The following is a 24,984-nucleotide window of genomic DNA, read 5'->3' as shown; positions in this document are numbered from 1 at the left end:
CGGATTCTTCCCACGAAAGTCGGGCGTGCGAGGTGACCAAGCGTCGTGCCCTCCGGCAATGGTCGCGGACACAGGCGCGTGCCCCGTGAAATCACGTGTGACGTTGAAACCTCCCGGCAAACTTGCCACACTTGGCCCCGCTTTTCATCCCGCGCGCATCCTCCCCGACACCCATGAGCCGGACACTCTCCGTCAAGCGATTCACCGGAGCACAGGTATCCGGGTACCTGCCGGAGCTGGCCCGCCTGCGCATCACCGTGTTTCGTGAATTCCCCTACCTCTACGATGGCGACGCCGCCTATGAGGAACGCTACCTGAGAACCTACACTGACTCGGCCGACAGTGTCATGGTGCTGGTATTCGACGGAGCGCGCATCGTCGGCGCCTCCACGGGTCTGCCGCTGGCGGACGAAACGTACAACGTGATCGCACCCTTTCGCGAGCAAGCCATGGATGTGGATCGCATCTTCTATTTCGGGGAATCCGTGCTGCTCCCGGAATACCGGGGTCGCGGCCTCGGAGTGCGTTTCTTTCATGAGCGGGAAGATCATGCACGCTCCCTGGGCCGGTTCGATCTTACCTGCTTCTGCGCCGTGGACCGCCCCCTTGACCATCCCCGCCGCTCCACCGGCTACCAGCCCCTGGACCGCTTCTGGGAGAAACGCGGCTACCGCCGCCAGCCGGCCCTCAAGGCCAGTTTTTCCTGGCAGGATCTGGACGAAGACCGGGAATCGCCCAAGTCCATGACCTTCTGGATGAAGCGACTTCGGGACTGAAACGGGGCTTCATGCCGCGCAATGCTCCGGGGCCATTGCCGCGCTCCATAACCCCATGATGTCCGTGTTTGCCGCAGGGGGACCCCGCTGGTATCTTCAATGAACATCACTGGAATTCCCCTGTCTGCACCGGCCGTCGGCGGCCGCAAACCGGAACAACCCATGCCTCTTTTGCCCCTGCCCCAAGTTTCCGGAAGCCCGTCGCTCTTTCAGCAGGTCATGGACCAGGTGGGCAGCGTCATCCTGGGCAAGCCGCGCCCGATCAGGCTGGCCCTGGCGTGCCTGCTGGCCCGGGGACATCTGTTGCTGGAGGATCATCCGGGTGTCGGCAAGACCACACTGGCCCATGCGCTGGCCCGCACTCTGGGACTCCAGTTCCAGCGCATCCAGTTCACCAGTGACCTGCTGCCCGCGGACATCGTGGGGGTATCGGTGTTCAACGGGGGAGGCAAGGGATTCGAGTTCCACCCGGGCCCGGTATTCACCCAGATGCTGCTGGCCGACGAGATCAACCGCGCACCGCCCAAGTCCCAGAGTGCCCTGCTGGAGGCCATGGAGGAACAGCAGGTGACGGTGGAAGGCGTGACCCGATCGCTGCCCGATCCCTTCTTCGTGATCGCCACCCAGAATCCCCGCGAACAGGCGGGCACCTTTCCGCTGCCTGAATCCCAGCTGGATCGATTTCTCATGCGCATTCATCTCGGGTACCCCGATGCCGCCGCCGAACGAGCATTGCTGCAGGGCCGGGACCGTCGCGACCTGATCGCAGAGCTGCCCGCCCTGCTGGATGCCGAGGCCCTGCTCGCCTTGCAGCATCAGGTGGATCAGCTGCATGTCTCCGAGGCACTGGTCGACTACCTGCAGCGTCTGATCGCCCATACCCGCGATCCGCATCACTATGCCCGGGGCCTGTCCCCCAGGGCCGCCCTGGGACTGCTTGCCGCCGCCCGGGCATGGGCCGCCCTGGACGGCCGCGACCACGTCATCCCCGAGGACCTCCAGACCATCCTGCCGCCGGTGGCCGGTCACCGGCTCGCGCCCGCGGAAGGGACCGGTATGAGCCCTGACCGGCTCACACGCCAGCTCATCGAGGCGGTGGCCATTCCGTGAGGCGAAGAACGATTCATGCAGTGGCACTCCTCCGCGCAGATGCTCGAACCCGCCATTCGCTGGCTGACCCGCCGGGAGCATCCGGCCGGGCGCGAGGTGACCCTGCACCGCAGGCGGATCTATATCCTTCCGACCCGCGCGGGTTACGTGTACGGAATGATGCTTGTCATCATGCTGCTGGGGGCCGTCAATTACACCAACAGTATGGCCTTTCTGCTCACCTTCCTCCTTGTGGGCCTGGGCGCCAACGGCATCTGGCATACGCACCGCAACCTCCTGGGCCTGCGGGTGATCCGCCTGCCCGCGAAACCGGTGTTCGCGGGTGAGTCGGCGCACTGCCTGTACCGCATCGAGAACCCCGGCCACGTGCCACGCCGCGCCCTGACGCTGTATCGGGGCCCGTCGGGCGGTGAACCCGTCGCCGTGGAGGCCCGCAGCGGGACCATCGCCCGGCTGAGTCTGCCCGCCGAACGCCGGGGTCACCTGCGCCCCGGCCGTTTCAGCATATCCACCGTCTATCCGCTGGGCCTGTTCAGAGCCTGGTCATGGATCGAATTCGATGAGGCCGTCACGGTCTATCCCAGGCCCGTACCGGTGAATGCCGACCCTCTCCGGCCGGGTGGCGACGAAGGCACGGGGATCACCGAATCATTCGGGGGCGACGAGTTCGCGGGCCTGCGTGAATACCAACCCGGGGATTCTCCCCGGCACGTGGACTGGAAGGCACTCGCCCGCACCGGCGACCTGTACACGCGAAACTTCGAGGAGCAGCGCGGCGGCAACGCCTGGCTGGACTGGGACGCCCTGCCGACCGCAGATGCGGAAACACGCCTTTCCATGCTGTGTTACCAGGTGCTCAAGGCCCATGAACGGGGTCTGTGTTACGGCCTGCGCCTGCCGGGTCTGGCATTCGAACCCAACCGGGGGGCGGAGCACCGCACCCGCTGTCTCTCGGCGCTGGCCCATTTCGGACAACCGCGGTGAGCCTGATCAGCCACACGACGGAACCCGGCGTGGGCGAAGGGCCCGTGCACTGGCTTGTGGCCGCCCTGATCGTCCTGCTGGCGCCCCACTTTCTGACCCAACCGACCTGGGTGGTGGGTCTCGCCCTGCTGGCGGTTGCATGGCGTTTTCTGGCTGTCAGGCATCGCGTCCCCCTGCCCGGGCGCTGGCTGTTGGCGGTGCTGGCGTTCATGGCCACGGCCGGCGTGATCGCCACCCACGGCACCGTTCTGGGACGCGATGCGGGCGTCTCGCTGCTCCTGATCATGACGGGATTCAAAATGCTCGAGACCCGCAATCAGCGGGACGCCATGCTGACCGTGTTTCTCGGCTACTTCGTGGTAGTGACCCATTTCCTTTACAGTCAGGAGATCCCGATGGTCGCCTACCTGGTGGCGGCCATGCTGCTCACCACCATGGTGCTGATCCGTGTCAATGCACCCGGACCGCCCCCGGGCCTTCGCGAGCAGGCCGGTCTTGCGGGCCTCATGCTGGTGCAGGCACTGCCGGTGATGCTGATCCTGTTCCTCCTGTTTCCGCGCCTTCCCGGGCCCCTGTGGGGCATACCCCAGGACGAACCCACTGCGCGAACAGGGCTGTCCGACAGCATGTCCCCGGGATCCATCAGTGACCTGCTCCACTCCGACGCCCCGGCCCTGCGCGCGCGCTTCCCCGACGGCCCGCCTCCGGCGGCCTTGCGCTACTGGCGCGGGCCGGTATTCAGCGACTACGACGGCCGTACCTGGCGCGCCGGACAGGCATTCACGCCGGCGACTGATCCGGACCCGTCGGATGCCGTGGTCGGGATCCAGTATTCGGTGCGGCTGGAACCCCACCGCCACCGCTGGCTTCTGGCGCTGGACCCCCCGGCATCCGCACCGAAAGGCATGCGGCTCAACGCGGATTACGTGCTGTTCAGCCCGCGCCCGGTTCGGCGTGTGCAGACGTACGACCTGAACGCGGTCCCCGGGGCCGCCCTGGAGGTGGATCTGAGCGCGGAGCGCCGCCGTCAGGCGCTGCACATTCCCGATACCGCGGGTCCACGTGCCCGTAAGCTGGCGGCGCAATGGGCTGAGAACGGCCCCCCCCCGGAAGGCATCGTGGAACAGGCCATGCGGTATTTCAATGAGGAGCCATTCCATTACACGCTCTCGCCGCCTCGCCTTCCCGCCGACCCGGTGGACGGATTCCTGTTCGATACCCGGGCGGGGTTCTGCGAACACTATGCGGGGAGTTTCGTGTTTCTCATGCGTGCCGCGGGCATCCCCGCACGGGTGGTCACCGGCTACCAGGGCGGCGAATGGAATCGGGCGGGGGGGTATCTGCTGGTGCGGCAATCCGACGCCCACGCCTGGGCGGAGGTCTGGCTGGAGGACCGTGGCTGGGTACGGGTAGACCCCACCGGCGCGGTGGCACCCGAGCGCATCGAACTGGGCATCCGCGCCGCCCTGAGTCACGAGGAGAACCTGCCGGTCTTTCTGCGCCGAAGCGACGGTCTCAGCGGCCTGGCAGCCCTCAGGATACAGTGGGAGTACTGGCGGGAAACGACTGCCTATTACTGGAACGGCTGGGTGCTGGGCTTTGGGCCCGAGCGCCAGCGGGAACTGCTGGGAAGACTGGGCCTCGGAGGCCTGGACTGGCGCGGCACCGTGGCCCTCATGGCGGGCCTGCTGGTGCTGGTGGCCATGATGTTTGCCCTGGCCTTTCTCTGGCACAACAGGCGTCCCGAACGGGACCCTCTGGCCCGGATGTATCGGCAGTTCACGAAACGCATGGCAAGGCTGGGCACACCCCCCCTGCCCCATGAAGGCCCCCGGGATTTCGCTAACCGGGTGGCACGGGAGCGCCCGGAACTGCATGAGGCCGTGGCGCGCTTCACCCGCACCTACGAGGTCCTGCGCTACGGCCCGGACCCGGATCCCGACATGTTCCGGATTCTGCGGACCCGGCTTCGCGGGCTGTCCTGAAAAGAATCCGGCCGTGAACAGGCGTCATGAACGGGACCACAAGGCGAGAAGGTCGCAAGAGTCTTTTCAACAGAAGCCTTCCCGCGCGTCCTTGCGGCCCGCTGCCGGTTACTGTTCACAGACCACCCTCTATCCTGAGGCAAAAAAAATGGCAAGGAATATTCCTTGCCACTTGAGACTGGAAACTCGCCACTGCACTTGATCAGGCGATCTGCCGCTCCTCACCTTCCTCGTTGTCGGACTTCTTTCTGAAGTCCGCGATGGCCGCCTTGATGGCGTCCTCGGCCAGCACCGAACAGTGAATCTTCACCGGCGGCAACGCCAGCTCCTCGGCAATCTGCGTGTTCTTGATCTCACCGGCCTCCTCCAGCGTCTTGCCCTTCACCCACTCCGTGAGCAGACTCGAACTGGCAATCGCCGAACCGCATCCATAGGTCTTGAACTTCGCATCCTCGATCACTCCCTGATCATTGACCTTGATCTGAAGCTTCATCACATCCCCGCACGCCGGCGCACCCACCATACCGGTGCCCACCGACGGGTCCGCCTTGTCCATGGCACCCACATTGCGCGGATTCTCATAATGCTCCAGTACCTTGTCACTGTATGCCATACATTACCTCCAGGTCTTTCCTTGTGCCCTCCCCGCAACAGGGGAGGACGAATGATCTTTATCTACCAATGGCAAGTCTCAAGTGGCAAGAAAGTTCCTTGAAACTTGCCACAGCGCATCAGTGCGCCGCCCATTCAATGCTCTTGAGATCCACACCCTCCTGGTACATCTCCCACAACGGCGAGAGCTCGCGCAACTTCGCCACCGCATGCTTGACCAGATCCACCGTGTAGTCCACCTCCTCGACCGTCGTGTAACGCCCCAGGGTGAAACGGATCGAACTGTGCGCCAACTCGTCATCCCGACCCAGCGCTCGCAGCACATAACTCGGCTCAAGACTCGCACTCGTGCACGCCGAACCCGAACTCACCGCAATGTCCTTCAACGCCATGATCAGACTCTCGCCCTCGACAAAATTGAACGACACATTCAGATTGCCCGCAATGCGACGCTCCAGATCACCGTTGAGATATACCTCCTCCATGTCCGAGAGACCCGACCACAAACGGTCCCGAAGCATGCGAATGCGCTCGGACTCCGATCCCATCTCCTCGCGCGCAATGCGAAACGCCTCGCCCATGCCCACAATCTGGTGCGGCGCAAGCGTGCCCGAACGCATGCCGCGCTCGTGACCGCCTCCGTGCATCTGCGCCTCAATGCGCACACGCGGCTTCCTGCGCACGTACAACGCACCGATACCCTTCGGACCATAACTCTTGTGCGCCGAAAAACTCATCAGATCCACCGGCAACCTCGACAGATCAATCGCCACCTTGCCCGTGGACTGCGCCGCATCCACGTGAAACAACACCTTGCGCTCGCGCGCAATCGCTCCGATCGCCTCAATGTCCTGAATCACGCCGATCTCGTTGTTTACATGCATCACTGAGAGCAGCACCGTGTCGTCTCGAAGCGCAGACCTCAATACCTCCAGATCCAGCAACCCGTCAGGGCCTACATCCAGATACGTCACCTCGAACCCCTCGCGCTCCAACTGACGACACGTATCGAGCACCGCCTTGTGCTCGGTCTTGACCGTGACAATATGACGGCCCTTCTTCTGGTAGAAATGCGCCGCACCCTTGATCGCCAGGTTGTCCGCCTCGGTCGCTCCACTGGTCCAGACAATCTCGCGCGGGTCCGCACCCACCAACTCGGCCACCTGGGCACGCGCACCCTCCACCGCCTTCTCCGCATCCCAGCCAAAGGCATGCGAACGCGACGCCGGATTGCCAAACAACCCATCCCGCGTCAGATAACGCAACATCTGCTCCGCTACTCGCTCGTCAACAGGCGTCGTCGCCGAATAATCCAGATAGATGGGTAACTTCAGGGGCATCGCCATCTCCTTACGCCGCTGTGCGACGGAAGATGAAATGATGACGGTTGACGTCGCGGTCCTGCCGCTTGGCCACCGCCTGGACCTCGGGCCGGTTGGCGAACTGGTCCAGGGTGATGCCGTCCAGGAACTCGTACAGGCGGTTGCTGAGATCATCCCACAGCTCGTGGGTCAGGCAGCGCTCGCCATCCTGACAGTCTTCATGGCCGCGACACCGGGTGATGTCCACGCTTTCATCCACGGCAGTAATGATGCTCGCCACGGTGATCTGGTCGGAGGGGCGCGCCAGCCGGTAGCCCCCGCCCGGACCCCGGACGCCTTCCACCAGTCCCTGCTTGCGCAGCTTGGCGAACAGCTGCTCCAGATAGGACAGGGAAATGCCCTGGCACTGAGAGATATCCGCCAGTGTCACCGGGCCGATCTTGTCATGAATGGCCAGGTCCATCATCGCCGTGACAGCGTAACGTCCTTTGGTCGAGAGTTTCATAATCCACCCCTTTTCGGTTGGGTTGGTCAGGGATCCATTTCCGACTGAATTCGTCGGACTTTGCGCCATTATATACAAAAGTTGACTGCGCTGGTCAAGAATTCGACCTGCGCTCATCCCGGATGTTCCCCGGGCGGATGCGTGTGGGGAGTCAGTCGGAAACAGGTCTGGATCCGGTCTCGATAAAGCTCAGGGAAATCACTCGTATCTATTTGTAATTATTGTTATTTAAAGCGGCTTACACATTGGGAAAAAGGGGTAGGCAGATCACGGAGATGGACATCGCGCTGTGCACGGGCCGGGACCGGGCACCATGGGGGGAGACGACGGAACGCGGGATCAGGGGCCAACCACGTCCGGATCGGACGACACCCCATCCGGCTCCAGGATACCCAGGTGATGCCCCTGACGTTGACAATAAGCCAGCCACTTGAACAGGAAACGATTCAACCGCCACTTGCACTCGAGCGCGCGCAACCGTGGCAGGTCATCCAGGCTGATCTTCAGGTCCAGCGGCCGGCAGTGACGGGCCAGCACCTCCACCTGGCGGGCATCGTGGTACATGCGCACCAGTACGTCGGGACTGGGACGAAGCCGTCCCCCTTCGCCATTGAAGAGATAGGTGAGTCGGGCGGTGGTGGTGTATGGCGTCTGCTCCTCAATGCTCAGGTGCAGATCCATGGCACCCGGTACCCGTGAAATCCGGTGCCCTTCCAGGGATCCCAGATCCGGACACAGGCAGCGCAGACGAATGTAGTTCGCCTCATACATATCCATCAGCGCCGAAAAACTGCACGGGCGGGATTCGAGATATGCCGGTTGGCGCTCCTCAATCAACATGCAAATGATCATATCACAGGGACAAGCGGCCCCTACTCTGCTAACTTTTCACATAGCTATTCGACCGGAGTCCGGACCGCGCCCATGAAGATCACGACCGTGGAGACACGCCCCTTTCCCGATCAGAAACCCGGCACTTCGGGTCTTCGCAAACGGGTCCGGACGTTTCGCCAGCCCCACTACCTTGAAAACTTCGTTCAGGCGATCTTCGATACCCGGCGTGAATTGCAGGGCGCGACCCTGGTACTGGGCGGGGATGGCCGCTATCACAATCGGGACGCGATCCAGGTCATCATGCGCATGGCCGCTGCCAACGGCGTGGCGCGCATACTCGTGGGCCAGGGGGGCATTCTCTCGACACCCGCCGCCTCCTGCGTGATCCGGCGGCACGGGGCGGCAGGCGGCATCGTGCTTTCCGCAAGCCACAACCCCGGCGGGCCCGAGGGTGATTTCGGCATCAAATACAACATTGCCAACGGAGGGCCGGCGCCTGAAGCATTCACCAACGCCATCCATCAGGCAACCCTGGGCATGGAGCGCTACCGGATCGCGGAATCCGCCCACGTGGACATCGATCATCCGGGCGAGCGCCGCCTGGGGGACATGGTCATCGAGGTAATCGACCCGGTGGCGGACTACGCGCAACTGATGGGCACCCTGTTCGACTTCGACCAGATCCATGCCCTGTTCAATTCCGGGCTTTTTCACATGCGTTTCGATGCCATGCATGCGGTCACAGGCCCCTACGCGGTGCAGATCATCGAGCAAACCCTGGGGGCGCCACCGGGGTCCGTGATGCGCGCGGAGCCACTTGCGGATTTCGGCGGCGGCCATCCCGACCCGAACATGGTCCATGCCCGGGAACTGGTCAGGATCCTCAATGGCCGGCAGGGCCCGGATTTCGGAGCGGCCTCGGACGGCGACGGTGACCGCAACATGATTCTGGGCCGAAGGTTCTTTGTCACACCCGGAGACAGTCTGGCGATCCTCGCGGCCAATGCCCACCTGGTGCCCGGTTATCGGGACGGCATTCGCGGCATCGCCCGATCCATGCCCACGAGCCAGGCTGCCGACCGTGTGGCCGCCCGTCTGGGCGTGCCATGCTTCGAGACACCCACCGGCTGGAAGTTCTTCGGCAACCTGCTGGATGCCGGGCGGGTCACCCTGTGCGGCGAAGAGAGCTTCGGCACCAGTTCCAGCCACGTGCGCGAGAAGGACGGGCTCTGGGCCGTCCTTTTCTGGCTCAACCTGCTGGCGGTCAAGCACAAGTCGGTGGAGGAGATTGTACGGGAACACTGGCGCACCTACGGGCGGAACTACTACGCACGCCACGACTACGAGGGTGTGGACCCTGACGGGGCGGAAACCCTGTTGCAGCATCTGCGCGACTCATTGCCAAACATCGCGGGCCGTACCTTCGGTGACTACCGTGCGGAACTGGCGGATGACTTCACCTACACGGATCCCGTGGACGGTTCCATCAGCGAGCATCAGGGGATCCGGGTGTTGTTCGAAGGGGGCGCTCGGGTGATCTTCCGGCTTTCCGGAACCGGCACCGAGGGCGCCACACTGCGGGTCTATCTGGAACGCTTCGAGCCCGACCCGGAGCGTCACCACCTGGACACCCGGGAAGCCCTGGCGGATCTGGCCGGGATCGCGGATGAGATCGCGGGCATCCGCGGGCATACCGGGCGCGAAGAGCCGGATGTAGTGACGTGAAATGAAATGAACGGATCCTTCCCTGCGTCGTGGATTCTGCCTCCAGTATCCGGCACTCATCCACGACGCCGCCGATGCCCGATCCGCCGGGTCTCGCCGGGCAGTGCTTCCAGGCGTTCCTGACCGAAAACCGGGGACGGTGCCTCGCGGCCGTTCCGGCGCCCCGGTACCCGAAAACGCTTCAGACGCCCCCCGGGGCTGGCGTCCGGAACGAGCGAGTCCGCATCGACCCCCAGCAGACGGCTGCGCAGGCGTCTCAGGGAGTCCGCATCGGCACTGTCGGCGGCCAGCACCAGCACGTGGCGGCCCTGCCTGCCCTGCAGGTGCAGCAGGCACCATCCACCGGCGCAGAAGCTTGCGGGTGACACGCGTACCCGCGTCCACTGCCCGCCGGAGTCCATCACACGCCATGTGCCGTCCGGCTCCACGCGCAGGCGAGCCACACCGAACCGCCCGCCCAGCCAACCGGCCCGGCGCAGATGCAGCACGAGGGAAACGCCCGTCAACGGCAGGGCCAGGAAACCGGCCAGGGGTGACACGCCCATCAGGCCGGCGAGAGCCAGCCCATGGATGCCCAACAGCAGCCAGGCCACCCGGCGGGAAGCCTCAGGACGAACGTCTAGTGCTGTCGCGAATGAGTTCGACCACATGGGCGACTTCCCTGTCGCTGGACTGCATCTGCCCCAGGAGCAGTTGCAGCAGGGTGGTGTCGGGATAGGCGAGGAGCCGCTCGAAGGCCTCCTGTCCGCGAACGTCGAGACCGGCAATGCCGTGCCTCAGAAAACCCTCCAGCAGAAGGTCCAGTTCCAGCATGCCCCGCCGACAGCTCCAGCGCAGCCGGCGCGCGACCTCCTCGGTGTTGGCGGAATCCGCTGCGGCCATGAGCTACATGGAACGCTTGAGCATGTGCTTCCTGATCTCCCCGATGGCCCTGGTGGGGTTGAGGCCCTTGGGGCAGACCTGCACGCAGTTCATGATGGTGTGGCAGCGATAGAGCTTGTAGGCGTCGTCCAGCTGCTCAAGACGCTCTGCCGTGGCCTGGTCCCTGGTATCCAGAATGAATCGGGCGGCCTGCAGCAGCGCGGCCGGCCCCAGGAATCTGTCCGGATTCCACCAATACGACGGACAGGATGCGGAACAACAGCCGCACAGGATGCATTCATACAACCCGTCGAGCTTTTCACGGTCCTGCGGAGACTGCTTGCGCTCCACTTCGGGAATCGGGTCGTTCACCACCAGGTAGGGCCTGGCCTCCCGGTACTGGTTGTAGAAGTTCTCCATGTCCACGATCAGGTCCCGGATCACCGGCATTCCCGGGAAGGGCCTGAGGGTGATGGGTTGCTTGAGGCCGGCGACAGGCGTGACGCAGGCCAGGCCATTGGTGCCGTTGATGTTCATGCCGTCCGAACCGCACACGCCCTCGCCGCAGGAACGCCGGAAGCCCAGGGTCTCGTCCCGGCGCTTGAGCTTCAACAGGGCCTCCAGCAGCATCATGCCCGGCTCCACCTCGTCATCCGGCAACTCGAAGTCCTGCATGTAGGGCTCGGTATCGGTCTCGGGGTTATAACGGTAGATGGAAAAACGCATGGGCATTGTCTCCGGGCTGCTGATGGGCTCCAGGGTCGTGCATACGTACAAGGGTTCCGGACTACCTGCCTGCGGCTGCGGATGCCTCAGCCCGCTTCGTGCTGGTCGGGCGGAGCGTCGCGCCCGGATCCGGCTTCAGGCGTCCCGGAGGGATCATGTTCCCATATCCCGCGCATTCACCACACTCACCGCTGTCCGGTGGTGCCAGGGCGGCATCGTGGGCCGTCCCCGAGTGCTGCTCAAGGAACGCCCGCCTTTCTGTCAGGATCGGCCGGAACAAGTCGGCGGCGATCGGGTCAGTCATAAGGTGCCGTTTCGTGCAACGGGGCAATGTGCTGATACATGGCCATTCTAACAGTCCCGGATGCGCTGTCACGGATCTTGTGACCGGTCCGGCACTTCATGCACCCGCATACGGGGATGGGCGCGGATCACGCGGCATGGCCGCGGGACCGTCTTGAGATAGCCCCGTCCGTGGGTCACACTCGCATCATCATCCGAATCACCGATCAATCTTCATATGGAGTTGCTATGTCCCCTACCGCCGCCTGGATCCTGATCATAATGGCCGTGGCAGCCGCCGCCATCATCGGCTTCTACTCAGGCCGTCACACCGCACCCGGCAAGCGGCAGGTGGATGCGTTGCAGAAGGAACTGGACGAGAACCGGCAGGCCATGACCGACTACCGCCAGTCCGTGAGCAGGCATTTCGAGAAGACCGCGACGCTGTTCACGAGCATGGCCGGTTCCTACCGGGAACTCTACGATCACCTGCGCGAGAGCTACGGTGACCTGACCGATACCCCCGGCCGGCCGCTGCTGCCGGAAAGTGCCGGCGCCCTGCTGGAGGGAGAGAAACGCCCGGTTGCCGGTTCCGAGCGCCCACCGGAAGTGGACTCCGCTGAGAAGACCGCCGGGCGCACGGGCCAGGACGCTGCCGCGTCCGGCACGGATTCGGAGGACATGCTCGGTGATGCGCCGTACATCCCCCGGGATCTGGAAATGGAAGAAGCCCCCGAGCGCCCCATTACCACCCGCCGTGACGAACAGTCCGCCACCAACGGCAGCCCCTCGCCGGACGCTCCCCGGGAGGGCACGGAGCCCGCAGCGGATGGCGATCAAGAGACATCCGGCGAGGGCGACACGCCCGGGCGGGATGGCGCATCCGAACGCGAACGCGCCTGAAAGTCTGAGACGGGGTCGACGTCATGGATGAACCGTCCCCCGATCGAAATGTGGTCTTCCGCGCCCGGGGGCTTACCAAGGTCTACCGCATGGGCGAGGTGGAGGTGCACGCACTGCGCGGTGTGGACCTGGACCTCTACGAAGGTGAGTTCGTGGTCATGCTGGGCCCGTCGGGCAGCGGCAAGTCCACGCTGCTCAACATCCTTGGCGGCCTGGACGCCCCCAGCGGCGGCGAGGTGATCTGCCGGGGCCAGGACCTGGTGCGGGCCGGCGACCGGGAACTCACAGGGTTCCGGCGCGAGTTCGTGGGCTTCGTCTTCCAGTTCTACAACCTCATCCCCAGCCTCACCGCCCGGGAGAACGTGGCCATCGTCACCGAGATCGCCCGGAATCCCATGACACCCGAAGAGGCCCTGGCCATGGTGGGCCTGGAGAACCGCATGGACCATTTTCCCGCCCAACTCTCCGGAGGCGAACAGCAACGGGTGGCCATCGCCCGGGCAGTCGCCAAGCGCCCGGCGGTCCTGCTGTGTGACGAGCCCACCGGGGCGCTGGATTCAAAGACCGGCGTGGTGGTGCTGGAGGCGCTGGACCGGGTCAACCGGGAACTGGGCACGACCACCGCCGTGATCACTCATAACGCCGGCATCGCCGGGATGGCCGACCGGGTGATCCACCTGGCGGACGGCAGGATCCATGAGATCTACAGCCCCGAGGTGAAGAAATCTCCCCGGGATCTGAGCTGGTGAGGTCGCTCTACCTCAAGCTCCTCCGGGAACTGTGGCAGATGCGCGGGCAGGTGATCGCCATCTCCGTGGTGATCGCCGGCGGCATGGCGACCCTGGTGATGTCGTTCATCTCGCTGGACACGCTGACCGTCACCCAGGACGCCTATTACAAGGAGTACCGCTTTGCCCACGTGTTCGCCTCCCTCAAGCGCGCCCCCGAATCCCTGCGCGAGCGCGTCGAGGCCATCCCGGGCGTGCAGCACCTGGAGACCCGGGTGGTCTCCGGGGCCAACCTGGACATTCCCGATTTCGGAGATCCGGCGCGCGGCATCCTGGTCTCGCTCCCCGACGGGCGCAACGCGGAACTGAACCGCCTCTTCCTGCGCGAGGGACGCCTCCCGGATCCCGTGCGCGCCGGGGAGGTGGTGGTCCACGAGTCCTTCGCCCAGGCCCACGCCTTTCGCCCCGGGGACCGGATCGGTGCGGTGATCAACGGCCGGCGCCAGAATCTGGAAATCGTCGGCATCGCCTTGTCCCCCGAGTTCATCTACCACGTGGCGCCGGGGGAGCTGTTTCCGGACTTCGAGCGCCTGGGGATCCTGTGGATGAGCCGCACGCAGCTGGCCCACGCCTTCGACATGGACGGGGCCTTCAACGATCTGGTCCTGACCCTGACCCGGGACGCGCGCAGCCAGGACGTCATCGACCGGCTGGATCTCCTGCTGGCCCCCTACGGGGGGCAGGGCGCGATCGACCGCAACGATCAGCTCTCGCATCGCTACCTGGAGATTGAACTGGAGCAGTTGCGCGTCATGGCCACCGTGTTCCCGGCCATCTTCCTGGGCGTGGCGGCATTCCTGCTGAACGTGGTGCTCAGCCGGCTGATCAACACTCAGCGCGACCAGGTGGCCATCCTCAAGGCCTTCGGGTACGGCAACTGGACCGTCGGGATGCACTACGCCCAGATGGTCCTCGTGATCATCGTGCTGGGCCTGGCGATCGGCACCGCGGCGGGGCTCTGGCTCGGGCAGATGCTGGCCGCCCTTTACCAGGAATTCTTCCGTTTTCCCTACCTGGAGTTCCAGCTCAGCCCCCGCTCGCTGGCGATCGGCACAGTGGTCACGGCCGCCGCCGGCCTGCTGGGCACCTTCTCCGCCCTGCGCCGGGCCATCGCCCTGCCCCCGGCGGAAGGCATGCGCCCCGAACCCGCCCCGGTGTTCCGGCCCACGGTGGTGGAGCGCCTGGGCCTGCAGCGCCTGTTCTCCCAGCCCAGCCGGATGATCCTGCGCAACCTGGAACGCCGTCCCCTGAAGGCACTGCTGACAGTCACGGGCATCGCCTTCGCCTGCGGCATCCTGATGCTGGGCAATTTTCAGGAGAGCGCCATCAGCTATCTCATCCAGGTGCAGTACGGTCAGGCCCAGCGCGACGATCTGACCGTCACCTTCGTGGAACCCACATCGCGCCGGGCCCTGTACGAACTGGCCGCCATGCCCGGCGTGGACCTCGCGGAACCGTTCCGCGCCACGGGCGCCACCCTCAGGCGGGGCACCGCCAGCTATCGCACCGCCATCCAGGGCATGGAACCGGGAACACGACTGCGCCGTGTGCTGGACGACGAACTGCGCGTCGTCGCCATTCCCTCCGAGGGACTGGTACTGAACGATTTCCTGGCCGAACACCTGGATGCCCGCCCCGGCGACCGGGTCACGGTGGAGTTTCTCGAAGGCCGCCGTGAAACCCATGAAGTGCACGTTGCCGGAGTGGTGCGGGAATTCACCGGCGTATCCGCCTACATGGACATGGAGGCATTGAACCGGCTGATGCGTGAAGGCACGTCCATCTCCGGGGTGTGGCTCTCGGTCACTTCCGATGCCCACCCAGAGGTGGTCCGGACCCTCAAGGACGTGCCCCGGGTGGCGGCCGTGACCGACCGGCTCACCGCCATCCAGAACTTCTGGGACTCCATGGCCGACATCATGCTCACCTACACGTTCTTTACCACGCTGCTGGCGGGCAGCATCGCCTTCGGCGTGGTGTACAACAGTGCACGCATCGCGCTCACGGAACGCTCCCGCGAGCTGGCCAGCCTGCGCGTACTGGGGTTCACCCGAGGGGAGATCAGTTTCATCCTGATCGGCGAACTGATCTTGCTCACCCTGGCCGCACTGCCCCTGGGCTACCTGGTCGGCATGGGGCTGGTCGCCGTGATCATCGCCACCGTAGATTCGGAACTCTACCGCATCCCGCTCTTCGTACCCGTCCATGTCTTTACCTTCGCCGCCACCGTCGTGCTGTTCGCCACGGCCATCTCGTCGCTTGTGGTCATGCGTCGGCTCAACCGCCTCGACCTGGTCGAGGTATTGAAATCCCGGGAGTAGCGGGCGTGAACCCGTCGGGTGGAGAGCGTCAGCGGCACCGGAGCACGGCGCGACTGGTCCCCTATCTGTTATCTTGTGCCGTACCTTGTATCGAACTCAATGACCGGACCGCCCATGGCGTCCAGATTGCGTAGAAGACTGATCACCACCATCGTGGTCCTCCTCGCCGCGGGCCTCCTTGTGCTGGGTTATCGGCCCGCGCCGGTGCTGGTGGACATGGACACCGTGTCCCGCGGGCATCTCGCCATCACGGTCGAGGACGAGGGCCGCACGCGGGTCATGGACCGCTACACCGTCTCTGCACCCCTCGCCTCCCACGCCCGGCGCATCACGCTGGAGGCCGGGGACGAGGTGACGGCGGGACAGGTGCTGGCGACCCTGGACGCCCTGGCAGCCCCTCCGCTGGATGTGCGCAGCATCCAGGAGAGCCGGGCCCGGGTGGCGGCCGCCGAATCGGGCCTGGAAACGGCGCGCGAGGAGCTTTCGGCCGCCGAGGCGCGGGCGCGCTTTGCCCGCGACGAACTGACAAGGCTCGAAGGTCTGGAGGCGCGGGAGGTGATATCGCCGAGCGACGTCGAGCGGGCCGCCGCGGAGGCCCGCCAGACGGAAGCCCTGGCCCGTTCCGCCGCCTTCCGGCTGGAGACCGCCCGGGCGCAGCTGGAAGCCACACGCGCCGCCCTGGCCTACGCAGGAGAACAGGATCCGGAGGCCTCCGGCGTGCTCGAGCTGACGGCCCCGGTGCCGGGGCGCGTCCTGCACCGACCTTTCGAAAGCGCACGCGTGGTACAGGCAGGCGATCCCATCCTGGAAATCGGCGACCCGACCCGGCTGGAAGTCGCGGTGGACGTGCTGTCCTCCGATGCGGTGCGCCTCGAACCCGGCATGCGGGTGATCTTCGAGCGCTGGGGTGAACCGCAAGCGCTGGAGGGCAGGGTCAGACGGGTGGAACCCAGGGGCTTCACCAAGATCTCCGCCCTGGGCGTGGAGGAGCAGCGGGTCTGGGTAATTGCCGACATTACCTCCGAGCCGCTGTTATGGCAGCGCCTGGGCGACGGCTACCGGGTCAACGCCCGGTTCGTGCTCTGGGAGGCCGAGGATGTCCTGCGGGTTCCCACCAGTGCCCTGTTCCGCCACCAGGGGGACTGGGCCGCGTTCCGCATCGCGGACGGCCGCGCACAGCTTGCCAGGGTGGAGATCGGCCGCCGGGGCGCGCTGTACACCCAGGTCCTGAATGGCCTGCGCGAGGGCGATCGGGTGGTGGTGCATCCTGACAGGGAGATCAGCGAGGGCGTGCGCCTGCGCGTCCGGGGGGAATGATGGCGCGACTGGCGATCGTACTGCTCGCCGTGGTCACCGCCTGGGCCAGCGCCGGCGAATCGGCCGTGCAGGCTTTGATTGACCGGGACACGCCGCCGCCCGGCGTCGTGTTCGAGCTTGTGGAGAACGATCACGAGGCCCTGCAGACACTGCTGCCCCGGATTCTGGGATACATCGATATCCTGCGGGAACATCATCCGGGGATCGGCATCGCGGTGGTGAGCCATGGCAACGAGCAATTTGCCCTCTCGCGCCCGCAAAGAGACGCCCGGGCACAGCTCCATGATGCCATCGAGGGTCTGGTCAGGGACCGGGATGTGGAAGTGGCCGTATGCGCCACCTACGCCAGCTGGCGGGATATCCCGCCGGAGGCCTTTCCGGACTACGTCCAGGTGGTCGAATCGGGACCGGCGAGAATCAACGATTTCCGCGCCCTGGGTTACCGGGTCATTCGCCTGCGTCCACCGGGAGCCGACGCCGGGCAGATCATCGATACGTGGTAGCGCGATACCGCGGGATCCCGGTCAGACACCGGACCCGCGGGCGCCCTGATCCGGTTCCGTGAGCTGAAACCGCTCCAGTATCATGGCCTGCATGGCATCGGCCGTGCTGTTGAAGACTTCCAGGAGATAGGCGTACTCCGAGTAGCCCTCGCCCGCTCGAATTGCGTCTTCAGAGAAGGCTTCCAGCCGGCCGCACAGCTGCGCCAGCAGGGCCGCGCCCAGACCCACCGCGGAACCCCTCAGGCCGTGAAGGGCCTCACGCCAGCCGGTGACGTCCCGCTCCCTCAGGGCCTCCTGCAGACGGGTGAAGTGGCCCGTCCCTTCGCGATGGAAATCGTCCATCAGTTCCCGGATGAAAGAGGGTTCAGGACTCAGGTCCAGCAAGGACCGGAAGATCTTTTCATCCAATGGCCCGGCGAGCACAGGCCCTGCCGCCGCCCCATCCCGGACGGACGCTCCGGCGCCGCCCGGCAGGCCCGCGAGCGACATCACCGCATGGGTGAGTCGCTCATCCCGAAGGGCTTCCGCCAGATACAGGTCCGCGCCTGCGTCGAGACAGGCTTCCCGGGCCCTGGCTGCCGGGTCATCGCCCAGGGCAATCAGGGGAACATGACGGGCATTTGCATCCCGGGGCCACCGGCGCAGCAGATCGATGCCGCCGTCGAACGGCGCCTTCAGGTCAAGGATCACCAGGCTGAACTCGGCGGCGCGGTGCTGATAGATTCGCAACGCCTCTTCGCAATCGTCGGCGAGGCAGACCTCGTACCCCAAGCGGGCAAGCATGCGCACGAACAGCCGCTGGCTGATGCGGTTGGGCTCCGCCAGCAGTACGCGGGGATAAGTCCGTTTATGTTGGGTGGATCGAACCGACATCTGACCTCCCCTGCCGGTTTCTCCGAAAGGCGGGTAGCGGGAAATACCCGGTCATGGCCGCCGGACCCTTGCCCGTATACAAGGCCCCGTTGACACCATCGGCAGCCACTCAGACCGGCCATACCATTGCCCGATCATCATACTATCATGTCCGTGCGCCGATCTCAGGCAGCGGCCGGATTGGCGATCTCGATGAGATTCCCGTCCGGATCACGGAAATACACCGAGATGATCGGCCCCGTGGCTCCCGTCCTTTCCACGGGACCTTCCAGTATAGGGATGCCGCAGGCCTGAAGATGGGTGATGACATCCGCGACCGCCGTATCGGCAATCAGGCACAGGTCCGCCGAGCCCGGAACCGGCCGCTGCGCCTTGGGTTCGAACTCCCGGCCCGCCTGGTGAAGGTTGATCTTCTGATGACCGAACTTCAGGGCTTTGCGCCCCTGACCGAAGGTGATCACCTCCATGCCCAGCACCTGCTCGTAAAAGGTGCAGGAGACATCGATATCCGCCACCGTGAGGACCAGGTGGTCAATGGACCGGAGACGGATCATGGGGACCCGGCATCCTCCCCGACCGTCACACCTGCCTCGGACAGGGCCTCCCGGGCTACGCGAAAGGCGTCTACGCCCGCCGGTACACCACAATACACGGCCGCCTGCAGGAGCACCTCGCGGATCTCCTCCGGCGAACAGCCGTTGCGCAGTGCGCCGATGATGTGCACCTTGAGTTCATGCGGTCTGTTGAGCGCCGTGAGCATGGACAGGTTGATCAGGCTGCGGGTTTTGCGCGGCAGGCCAGGCCGGTTCCAGATGCCGTCCCAGCAGAAATCGGTGACCAGCTCCTGCATGGGCCAGGCAAACGCATCGGCGTTATCCAGGGCCCGATCCACATAGGCGTCCCCCAGGACCTCGCGACGGGTGGCCAGGCCCTCGGGATTGAGCTTGCGTTTCATGTATCTCTCCAGCTTCGTTGGGGCGGCTGACAGCCTTCCCGGCTCAGGACTGTCCGGCCACTTCGGGGTTGGCCAGATTGCGTGGCGACCCCTCCGCGAAGGCCAGCAGGTTGTCGAATGCAGCACCGAAGTAGAGTTCGTAACCATCGCGTTCCACGAACCCCACATGGGGCGTACACAGGGCGTTGTTCAGATGCAGCAGCGGATGATCCCGCACCGGCTCGTCCTCGTAGACGTCCAACGCCGCCATGCCCGGGCGTCCCGCCTTGAGCGCGTCGACCAGGGCACCCGGGACGATGAGTTCGGCCCGGCTGGTATTGACCAGGAGCGCCGACGGCTTCATGGCCCCCAGATGGGCAGCCGTCACGATTCCCCGGGTGCCCGGGTTCAAGGTCAGGTGCAGACTGAGCACGTCGGATCGCTCGAACAGATCATCCTGGCTGTCCGCGGTATCGAACCCGGCCGCGGTGGCACGCTCCAGACTCCCTTCCCGCCCCCAGACCAGCACACGCATCCCGAAGACCCGGCCGTACTCGGCCACCAGGCTGCCGATCTTCCCGTAGCCGAAAATTCCCAGGGTGCGCCCCCGCAGGCCGGTGCCCACCCTGGTCTGCCAGCGCCCCGCCTTCATGGCGGCCACCTCGTCCGGGATGTGGCGCATGGCGGACAGTACCAGCCCCCATGTGAGCTCTGCGGCGGCGAACGGCGCACCCGTTCCCGTGGCCACGGCAATGCCTCGCCGTGTACAGGCATCCAGGTCCACATGGGCGATGCCCTTGCCTGTCTGACTGATCAGGCGCAATCGGGGCAGGCGCTCGAGCAACGCGTCGGTAATGGGGGTGCGCTCGCGGATCAGCACCAGCGCCTCGGCGTCCCTGAAGCGCTCCTCGAGCTGATCGAAATCCCGTACCGTATCGTTGTAGATCGTCACCTCGTGCCCGGACAGGCGGGAAAAGCACTCCAGGGATCTCACGCCATCCTGGTAATCATCGGGGATCACGATCTTCATGCCCTGCTCTCCGCAGTCTCGGTGGGTTCGGCCACTTCAGGCGGCGGCGCAATCCTGCGATGCCGCCCCACGCCGACAATGATCAACGGCACGAGTATCGCCGAGATCACGATGGCCACGTTGTCGTCCGGATGGAAGATCACCGGCACCGCCAGGATCAGGAACACCAGGCTCATGAGCCACCTGGCAAGCGGGCGTGCAAAGAAGCGGCCGAATACCGCATAGGTCACCCCCGCCGTACCGGCTGCCACCAGCAACGTATCAGTGATCTGGGCCCATCCGGGATTCACCACCATGTCCGAGCGGACGAAGATGGCGAAGGACATGACCGTGATGGGCAGGCAGATCTTGAGTGCCTCCCACATCGTTCGCATGAACGAGGCCTCGGCAATCTTCGCGGCCACCGCTGCCGTGAGCGAAGTGGGCGGTGACAACTCGCCCCAGATCGCCAGCAGGAACGCGAAGAAGTGTGCAACCCATGGGTCGATACCGAGGGCCCTGAGCGGTGGCACGATGATCACCGCGACAATGATGTAGGTCGCGGTGGGCGGAAGCCCCGTGCCCACCAGCCAGCCGAAGATCCACGCCATGATAATGGTGGCGATGATGTGGAACTCGCCGAGTTGCAACAGCAGTGAACCCATGCGGGTGATGAACCCGGTCACCGTGAACAGGCCGATCATGATCCCCAGGGTGGCCATCAGCAGGGTCAGATAGGACGTCATCTCCGCGTGGGTCTCGATAACAACACGCAGATTGCCCAGCAGACTCTCCTTCGCCACCGCCGGATCCTTGAGCACGTACTTGAAATACAGCCAGGTCAGTACCAGCACGGACAGGACGGCAGCGGCCGTGTACAGGGCCGCGCGCAACGCCCCGTAACCGAAGGTACTCATGAGCAGGATCAGGTAGATGATCCCGCCGAAGAAGATGACGGTGCGCGTCCAGCAGTAGAGCGGCACGGTCGGGATCTGGATGGACGTGTTGGGCAGCAACCGGACACTGAGCAGGTAGACGGCCAGGATCAGGGACACGAAGTACACGAAGGCCACGGCAAAGCCGCGCACCACCACGTCCCAATAGGGCACGCCCAGGAACTCGGCCATGAGGAAGCCCGCCACCGCCATGAGCGGCGGCATGATCAGCCCACCCATGGATGCGGCCGTCTCCACCGCCCCGGCAAAGGTGCCCGGCACCCCGTAGCGTTTCATCAGGGGAATGGTGAAACTGCCGGTCACCGCAGTGTTGGCCGAGCCCGAGCCGCTCACCATGCCCACGGAGACGGACGCCAGCACCGCTGTCTGCGGAATGGTATGACGGGAACGCCCCGCGAGGCGCCGCATCACGTCCACAAGCGCCCGCTGCGCGCCGAAACCGCTGGCCGCTGCTGCGAGCAGCAGGAAGGCCGCGATGAGGGTCAGGGCAAGCTGCGCGTAGCGTCCATACACTCCGGTGGAGAACTCCACCGTGCTGGAGGTGATCAGGCGGTTCAGATCGACGCCCGGATGCCAGAAGAAGTCGATAGGGCTGAGCTGCCCCCAAAGCGCATAGAACACCAGCACCACGTTCACCCAGAAAAGTATGGGATGAATGATGCGCGAGAGTTCCATGACCAGCAGGAACACCAGCACGCCGACGATAAAGTCGTGCTGCGTATAACGCGCCTGCCGCCAGATGGCGATATCCTCGTAATTGACCGTGAAGTAGTACATGACGTACAGGGCGACACCCAGGTACGCAATCACGATGACGTGGTTCAGCAGCGCAGGCAGGCGGGGATACAGGAAACGGTCCTGATAAAGGACCAGGATCTGAATGATCAACGCAAGCGGCACCAGGCGCACAGCCAGGTAACGCTGCCCGCCGGCACCCGTGAAGAAGTAGTGCAGCAGGGTGAAGAACAGGATCGCACCCGCCACGAAGGTCAGGTTTCGGAGTGTCAGGATGCTCTTGAGGAAGGACACAGGCAGCCCCCAGAATCCCTTAAGCGAACGAAAAAAGGGCGGGAACGTGTAATCGCTTCCCGCCCTGTGGCGCTTCATCAACTACCTGTTACTGACCGGCAATTGTCCAGCTGTCGTTCCACTGACCGTGTTCCTTGAGGAATGCCGCCAATCCCGGATGCACCGGGATGTCCGGATTGGCCGCCACACCGGCCGCCTGGGTGCCGACGAAATCGGCCGCCAGCGGACCGAATCCCGGGTCACCTTCCACGAGCACATCCACGTTCTCGTGGAGGATATCCAGGATCCGCTTCATCACGTCCGCATCGAAATCCGCACGGACATTATAGGCAAAGTAGATGGGTACGCCCCAGATGCGATCAACGCCCAGCTCCTGGCTGAAGGCCTTGGAGGGATCCACTTCCACGGGACCCAGGCCGGCGGCACGGAGCTTGTCCATCTCCTCTTCGGTGAGGTTGATGGCGGCTAGATTGGCTCGCAGCTCGGCCTCGCGCCAGTAGGTGGGCAGCGATGCCCCGGCGGTGGTGTAACCGGCGGAGCCGTCGATGGTACCGGCCTCGAACGCGTCGGCCACGGTGGAGCTGTCGATCTCCACATGATTGAACTCGTAGCCGAGCGCGGCGAAGATGCGCCGCATGTTGAGCCAGTTCATGAAGCCTGCGGGCGTGAAGAAGACGGGCTTGCCGTCGAAATCCGCATAGGAGCTGAACTCATCCTTGCGCCGGTCCGCCACCAGCATGAAGGTCTCCATGGGATAGACGTAAAGGCTGTGCACGAGCATCCCGCGCCGCGGCGTGAAATCGTCATAGGGACGACCTCCGTCGTACAGGCTGCGCATGCCCACGTCGGCGGTGTACCCGAATTCCCCTTCCCCGTTCATCACCGAGATCATGGCGCCCGAGGTGGAGGGATAGGGCTGCACGACCACCGCGAAGTCGCTGCCCAGGTTCCGCTGCAGCACGTCGGACATCACGCTGCCGACGGCATAACCGTAGGAACCCACATTGGAGGTGGCGAATCGAATGGTTTGTCGTTGCGCCTCGGCCGGCTGGATGGCCGCCATGGTGAGAGCCACTGTGCAGCCGAGCGCGACAAGCGTACTGAAGAAACGAGACTTGACCGATGACATGTTTACCTCTCCGTTATTATTGTCTGGCGCTCCGGGTAAATGGCCCCAGACACGATGCCGACGCCGCCGATCCACAGGTCGGCGGCCGATCAGGCGGAATCATGTGCGTTATACCATAACATCCTTGCCGAAGAGCCTCCTTGAACAACAGTTTAACCATAGCACAAGCCGGACGACTCATGGCCGCCCCGCCGGGACTTTCGGCGCCTTCCGGGCGGGTCGCAGTCCCCGGAGCAGCCAGCCACCCACGGCCACCACCACCGCGAGGCTTGCCAGATAGGCATGCCAGCCGAAACCGTGGTAGATAAACCCCGGCAGGAACGAACCCGTCGTCCCCCCCGCATAGTAAAAGGCAATGTAGAGCCCGTTGACCACACCCCGCTGCTCGCCGGTGCGCTGGTTGAGCACGCCGGGCGCCAGGGAGTGGATCAGGAACATGCCGGCGCACAGGACGAACATCCCGGCAAAGATCACCCAAAGGGACCCCATGGCGAAAAACACCAGGGCCAACATGAGCACCAGGACACCCACCAGCATGGTATTCATGGCCCCGCCTATCCGGCTGGCCAGATGCAGCGATACCAGCGAGACCACCACCCCCATCAGGTAACCCGAATACATCAGCCCGATGCCTCGCTCGCTGAGTCCAAGGCCCAGTTCCGTGAGCCGGAAGGGAAGGAAGTTGAGCAGGGAGGCGAATGCCCCGAATGCACAGAACACCACGCCGTACAGACGAAGAAACTGGGGCCTGCGCAGCACCGCCAGAGCCGCGCCCGGATCGACCCGCTGAAAACTGACCGCCGGATCGGACTTCAGGCGCTGCAGCAGCAGCGCGCCCAGTACCGTGGCCATCGCAAAGGCGAGAAATGACCAGCGCCAGCCGAAGCCGGCCGAAATGGCGCCGGAAAGCGCCCGGCCCAGGAACCCCCCCATCACCGTGGAGGCCACATACATGGCCATCACCTGGGGGATCCGTCCGGGTCCCGCGCTGGCCCCCAGGTAGGTCATCAGTCCCGTGAGCATGGCCGGGATGGCCAACCCCTGGATCAGGCGAAGCACGAGAAACAGGTCGAAACGGTCCACCAGGAAGACCGCTGCCTGACTGATCGCCAGAACCCAGATGGAGACCATCAGCAACCGCCTGGCCGAGACACGCTGCAACAGAAAACCGTAGGCGATGGGGGCGAGCGCCAGAGGCAGCAGGGTCACGGTGATCAACAGGGATGCGCGTGCCTCGCCCACCTGGAAGGCCTCCGAGAGCACGGGCAGCAGCGGCTGCGGCGCATACAGTGCCGCCATCACCAGGACGGTGCAGTACTGGATGGTAAGCAGGTGGGTGATGGGCAAGGGAATCTCCAGTTCTGGCACACGGCCCACAAGGCGGTGCCGGCGCGAACGGCATTACGTCAGGCCGACCGCACGGGCACAACGCAACCCGGGAAGCGCCGGGTCACCGGGTCGCAAAGACGGGTGGTGACGGTGCTCTCGGCCATCGGGCGG

At 64.6% G+C, this 24,984-nt stretch carries 24 protein-coding genes; 10 read left to right on the top strand and 14 right to left on the bottom strand.

Annotated elements, in window-relative coordinates; all coding sequences use genetic code 11:
* Positions 1-173 precede the first annotated feature (173 nt).
* The 4 genes from THITHI_RS0101990 to THITHI_RS0101975 all read left to right on the top strand — a co-directional run bounded on the left by THITHI_RS0101990 (position 174) and on the right by THITHI_RS0101975 (position 4,855).
* Positions 174-776: a GNAT family N-acetyltransferase gene (locus THITHI_RS0101990; protein ID WP_026185973.1), complete on the top strand. Its 603-nt coding sequence runs from the start codon at positions 174-176 to the stop codon at positions 774-776.
* A 162-nt stretch (positions 777-938) separates the two neighbouring features.
* Positions 939-1,886, top strand: coding sequence for an AAA family ATPase (locus tag THITHI_RS0101985; protein WP_026185972.1), 948 nt, complete (start codon positions 939-941; stop codon positions 1,884-1,886).
* A gap of 15 nt (positions 1,887-1,901) precedes the next feature.
* Positions 1,902-2,870, top strand: a complete 969-nt coding sequence (locus tag THITHI_RS0101980; protein WP_018231393.1) for a DUF58 domain-containing protein — start codon at positions 1,902-1,904, stop codon at positions 2,868-2,870.
* A complete protein-coding gene (locus tag THITHI_RS0101975; protein WP_018231392.1) occupies positions 2,867-4,855 on the top strand; it encodes a transglutaminase TgpA family protein in 1,989 nt (662 codons plus the stop codon). Before THITHI_RS0101980 ends, THITHI_RS0101975 begins: the two co-directional genes overlap by 4 nt.
* Before the next feature lie 202 nt (positions 4,856-5,057).
* On the opposite strand, the gene iscU is transcribed toward THITHI_RS0101975, so the two are convergent.
* From iscU to THITHI_RS0101955, 4 genes are all read right to left on the bottom strand, one after another.
* Positions 5,058-5,468, bottom strand: coding sequence for a Fe-S cluster assembly scaffold IscU (gene iscU, locus THITHI_RS0101970; protein ID WP_018231391.1), 411 nt, complete (start codon positions 5,466-5,468; stop codon positions 5,058-5,060).
* A gap of 118 nt (positions 5,469-5,586) precedes the next feature.
* On the bottom strand, positions 5,587-6,807 hold the full coding sequence (locus tag THITHI_RS0101965; RefSeq protein ID WP_018231390.1) for an IscS subfamily cysteine desulfurase: 1,221 nt from the start codon (positions 6,805-6,807) through the stop codon (positions 5,587-5,589).
* 10 nt (positions 6,808-6,817) lie between these two features.
* On the bottom strand, positions 6,818-7,294 hold the full coding sequence (locus THITHI_RS0101960; RefSeq protein WP_026185971.1) for a Fe-S cluster assembly transcription factor: 477 nt from the start codon (positions 7,292-7,294) through the stop codon (positions 6,818-6,820).
* 339 nt (positions 7,295-7,633) lie between these two features.
* Positions 7,634-8,134 carry a DUF1249 domain-containing protein gene (locus tag THITHI_RS0101955; protein ID WP_026185970.1) on the bottom strand — a complete coding sequence of 167 codons (501 nt, stop codon included), beginning with the start codon at positions 8,132-8,134 and terminating at the stop codon, positions 7,634-7,636.
* Between the two features lie 84 nt (positions 8,135-8,218).
* Here THITHI_RS0101955 and THITHI_RS0101950 point away from each other — a divergent pair, with 84 nt between their 5' ends.
* Entirely contained in the window at positions 8,219-9,853 is a 1,635-nt protein-coding gene (locus tag THITHI_RS0101950; RefSeq protein WP_018231387.1) for an alpha-D-glucose phosphate-specific phosphoglucomutase, read from the top strand.
* 56 nt (positions 9,854-9,909) lie between these two features.
* On the opposite strand, the gene THITHI_RS18300 is transcribed toward THITHI_RS0101950, so the two are convergent.
* From THITHI_RS18300 to THITHI_RS0101935, 3 genes are read right to left on the bottom strand one after another with little or no spacing between them, the layout of a single operon-like run.
* Entirely contained in the window at positions 9,910-10,446 is a 537-nt protein-coding gene (locus THITHI_RS18300; protein ID WP_018231386.1) for a protein YgfX, read from the bottom strand.
* Positions 10,447-10,459: 13 nt separating this feature from the next.
* On the bottom strand, positions 10,460-10,735 hold the full coding sequence (locus THITHI_RS0101940; RefSeq protein ID WP_018231385.1) for an FAD assembly factor SdhE: 276 nt from the start codon (positions 10,733-10,735) through the stop codon (positions 10,460-10,462).
* Between the two features lie 3 nt (positions 10,736-10,738).
* Entirely contained in the window at positions 10,739-11,440 is a 702-nt protein-coding gene (locus THITHI_RS0101935) for a succinate dehydrogenase iron-sulfur subunit (RefSeq protein ID WP_018231384.1), read from the bottom strand.
* Positions 11,441-11,971: 531 nt separating this feature from the next.
* Between THITHI_RS0101935 and THITHI_RS19695 the strand changes: the two genes are divergently transcribed.
* The 5 genes from THITHI_RS19695 (at position 11,972) to THITHI_RS18290 (ending at position 17,554) form a co-directional block, all read left to right on the top strand.
* Entirely contained in the window at positions 11,972-12,625 is a 654-nt protein-coding gene (locus THITHI_RS19695) for a YhcB family protein (protein WP_018231383.1), read from the top strand.
* A 23-nt stretch (positions 12,626-12,648) separates the two neighbouring features.
* On the top strand, positions 12,649-13,374 hold the full coding sequence (locus THITHI_RS0101925; protein ID WP_018231382.1) for an ABC transporter ATP-binding protein: 726 nt from the start codon (positions 12,649-12,651) through the stop codon (positions 13,372-13,374).
* Complete coding sequence (locus THITHI_RS0101920; protein ID WP_018231381.1) at positions 13,371-15,734, top strand: ABC transporter permease; 2,364 nt, start codon at positions 13,371-13,373, stop codon at positions 15,732-15,734. Before THITHI_RS0101925 ends, THITHI_RS0101920 begins: the two co-directional genes overlap by 4 nt.
* Before the next feature lie 114 nt (positions 15,735-15,848).
* A complete protein-coding gene (locus tag THITHI_RS0101915) occupies positions 15,849-17,051 on the top strand; it encodes an efflux RND transporter periplasmic adaptor subunit (protein ID WP_018231380.1) in 1,203 nt (400 codons plus the stop codon).
* Positions 17,048-17,554 (top strand): DsrE family protein, encoded by a 507-nt coding sequence (locus tag THITHI_RS18290; RefSeq protein ID WP_018231379.1) that lies wholly within the window; start codon positions 17,048-17,050, stop codon positions 17,552-17,554. Before THITHI_RS0101915 ends, THITHI_RS18290 begins: the two co-directional genes overlap by 4 nt.
* Positions 17,555-17,575: 21 nt before the next feature.
* Here THITHI_RS18290 and THITHI_RS0101905 read toward each other — a convergent pair whose 3' ends face one another.
* From THITHI_RS0101905 to THITHI_RS0101875, 7 genes are all read right to left on the bottom strand, one after another.
* Complete coding sequence (locus tag THITHI_RS0101905; protein ID WP_018231378.1) at positions 17,576-18,427, bottom strand: response regulator; 852 nt, start codon at positions 18,425-18,427, stop codon at positions 17,576-17,578.
* 164 nt (positions 18,428-18,591) lie between these two features.
* Positions 18,592-18,981 (bottom strand): VOC family protein, encoded by a 390-nt coding sequence (locus tag THITHI_RS0101900; protein WP_018231377.1) that lies wholly within the window; start codon positions 18,979-18,981, stop codon positions 18,592-18,594.
* Positions 18,978-19,382: a carboxymuconolactone decarboxylase family protein gene (locus THITHI_RS0101895; protein WP_018231376.1), complete on the bottom strand. Its 405-nt coding sequence runs from the start codon at positions 19,380-19,382 to the stop codon at positions 18,978-18,980. Before THITHI_RS0101895 ends, THITHI_RS0101900 begins: the two co-directional genes overlap by 4 nt.
* A gap of 43 nt (positions 19,383-19,425) precedes the next feature.
* Entirely contained in the window at positions 19,426-20,391 is a 966-nt protein-coding gene (locus THITHI_RS0101890) for a D-2-hydroxyacid dehydrogenase family protein (RefSeq protein ID WP_018231375.1), read from the bottom strand.
* A complete protein-coding gene (locus THITHI_RS0101885; RefSeq protein ID WP_232199374.1) occupies positions 20,388-22,355 on the bottom strand; it encodes a TRAP transporter permease in 1,968 nt (655 codons plus the stop codon). The genes THITHI_RS0101890 and THITHI_RS0101885 overlap by 4 nt, the downstream gene beginning before the upstream one ends.
* Before the next feature lie 88 nt (positions 22,356-22,443).
* On the bottom strand, positions 22,444-23,484 hold the full coding sequence (locus tag THITHI_RS0101880; RefSeq protein WP_018231373.1) for a TAXI family TRAP transporter solute-binding subunit: 1,041 nt from the start codon (positions 23,482-23,484) through the stop codon (positions 22,444-22,446).
* A gap of 177 nt (positions 23,485-23,661) precedes the next feature.
* Positions 23,662-24,831 carry an MFS transporter gene (locus THITHI_RS0101875; RefSeq protein WP_018231372.1) on the bottom strand — a complete coding sequence of 390 codons (1,170 nt, stop codon included), beginning with the start codon at positions 24,829-24,831 and terminating at the stop codon, positions 23,662-23,664.
* Positions 24,832-24,984 lie beyond the last annotated feature (153 nt).

The sequence above is a fragment of the Thioalkalivibrio thiocyanodenitrificans ARhD 1 genome, assembly GCF_000378965.1.
Lineage (GTDB): Bacteria > Pseudomonadota > Gammaproteobacteria > Ectothiorhodospirales > Ectothiorhodospiraceae > Thioalkalivibrio_A > Thioalkalivibrio_A thiocyanodenitrificans.
The sequence above is the reverse complement of the archived record's forward strand: the minus strand, read 5'-3'. Positions and strand labels throughout refer to the sequence as shown.

Coding starts and splice junctions, on each gene's coding strand:
- THITHI_RS0101990 (WP_026185973.1), top strand. CDS start 174: ATGAGCCGGACACTCTCCGTCAAGCGATTCACCGGAGCACAGGTATCC.
- THITHI_RS0101985 (WP_026185972.1), top strand. CDS start 939: ATGCCTCTTTTGCCCCTGCCCCAAGTTTCCGGAAGCCCGTCGCTCTTT.
- THITHI_RS0101980 (WP_018231393.1), top strand. CDS start 1,902: ATGCAGTGGCACTCCTCCGCGCAGATGCTCGAACCCGCCATTCGCTGG.
- iscU (WP_018231391.1), bottom strand. CDS start 5,468: ATGGCATACAGTGACAAGGTACTGGAGCATTATGAGAATCCGCGCAAT.
- THITHI_RS0101965 (WP_018231390.1), bottom strand. CDS start 6,807: ATGCCCCTGAAGTTACCCATCTATCTGGATTATTCGGCGACGACGCCT.
- THITHI_RS0101960 (WP_026185971.1), bottom strand. CDS start 7,294: ATGAAACTCTCGACCAAAGGACGTTACGCTGTCACGGCGATGATGGAC.
- THITHI_RS0101955 (WP_026185970.1), bottom strand. CDS start 8,134: ATGTTGATTGAGGAGCGCCAACCGGCATATCTCGAATCCCGCCCGTGC.
- THITHI_RS0101950 (WP_018231387.1), top strand. CDS start 8,219: ATGAAGATCACGACCGTGGAGACACGCCCCTTTCCCGATCAGAAACCC.
- THITHI_RS0101940 (WP_018231385.1), bottom strand. CDS start 10,735: ATGGCCGCAGCGGATTCCGCCAACACCGAGGAGGTCGCGCGCCGGCTG.
- THITHI_RS0101935 (WP_018231384.1), bottom strand. CDS start 11,440: ATGCGTTTTTCCATCTACCGTTATAACCCCGAGACCGATACCGAGCCC.
- THITHI_RS19695 (WP_018231383.1), top strand. CDS start 11,972: ATGTCCCCTACCGCCGCCTGGATCCTGATCATAATGGCCGTGGCAGCC.
- THITHI_RS0101925 (WP_018231382.1), top strand. CDS start 12,649: ATGGATGAACCGTCCCCCGATCGAAATGTGGTCTTCCGCGCCCGGGGG.
- THITHI_RS0101915 (WP_018231380.1), top strand. CDS start 15,849: ATGGCGTCCAGATTGCGTAGAAGACTGATCACCACCATCGTGGTCCTC.
- THITHI_RS18290 (WP_018231379.1), top strand. CDS start 17,048: ATGATGGCGCGACTGGCGATCGTACTGCTCGCCGTGGTCACCGCCTGG.
- THITHI_RS0101905 (WP_018231378.1), bottom strand. CDS start 18,427: ATGTCGGTTCGATCCACCCAACATAAACGGACTTATCCCCGCGTACTG.
- THITHI_RS0101900 (WP_018231377.1), bottom strand. CDS start 18,981: ATGATCCGTCTCCGGTCCATTGACCACCTGGTCCTCACGGTGGCGGAT.
- THITHI_RS0101895 (WP_018231376.1), bottom strand. CDS start 19,382: ATGAAACGCAAGCTCAATCCCGAGGGCCTGGCCACCCGTCGCGAGGTC.
- THITHI_RS0101890 (WP_018231375.1), bottom strand. CDS start 20,391: ATGAAGATCGTGATCCCCGATGATTACCAGGATGGCGTGAGATCCCTG.
- THITHI_RS0101880 (WP_018231373.1), bottom strand. CDS start 23,484: ATGTCATCGGTCAAGTCTCGTTTCTTCAGTACGCTTGTCGCGCTCGGC.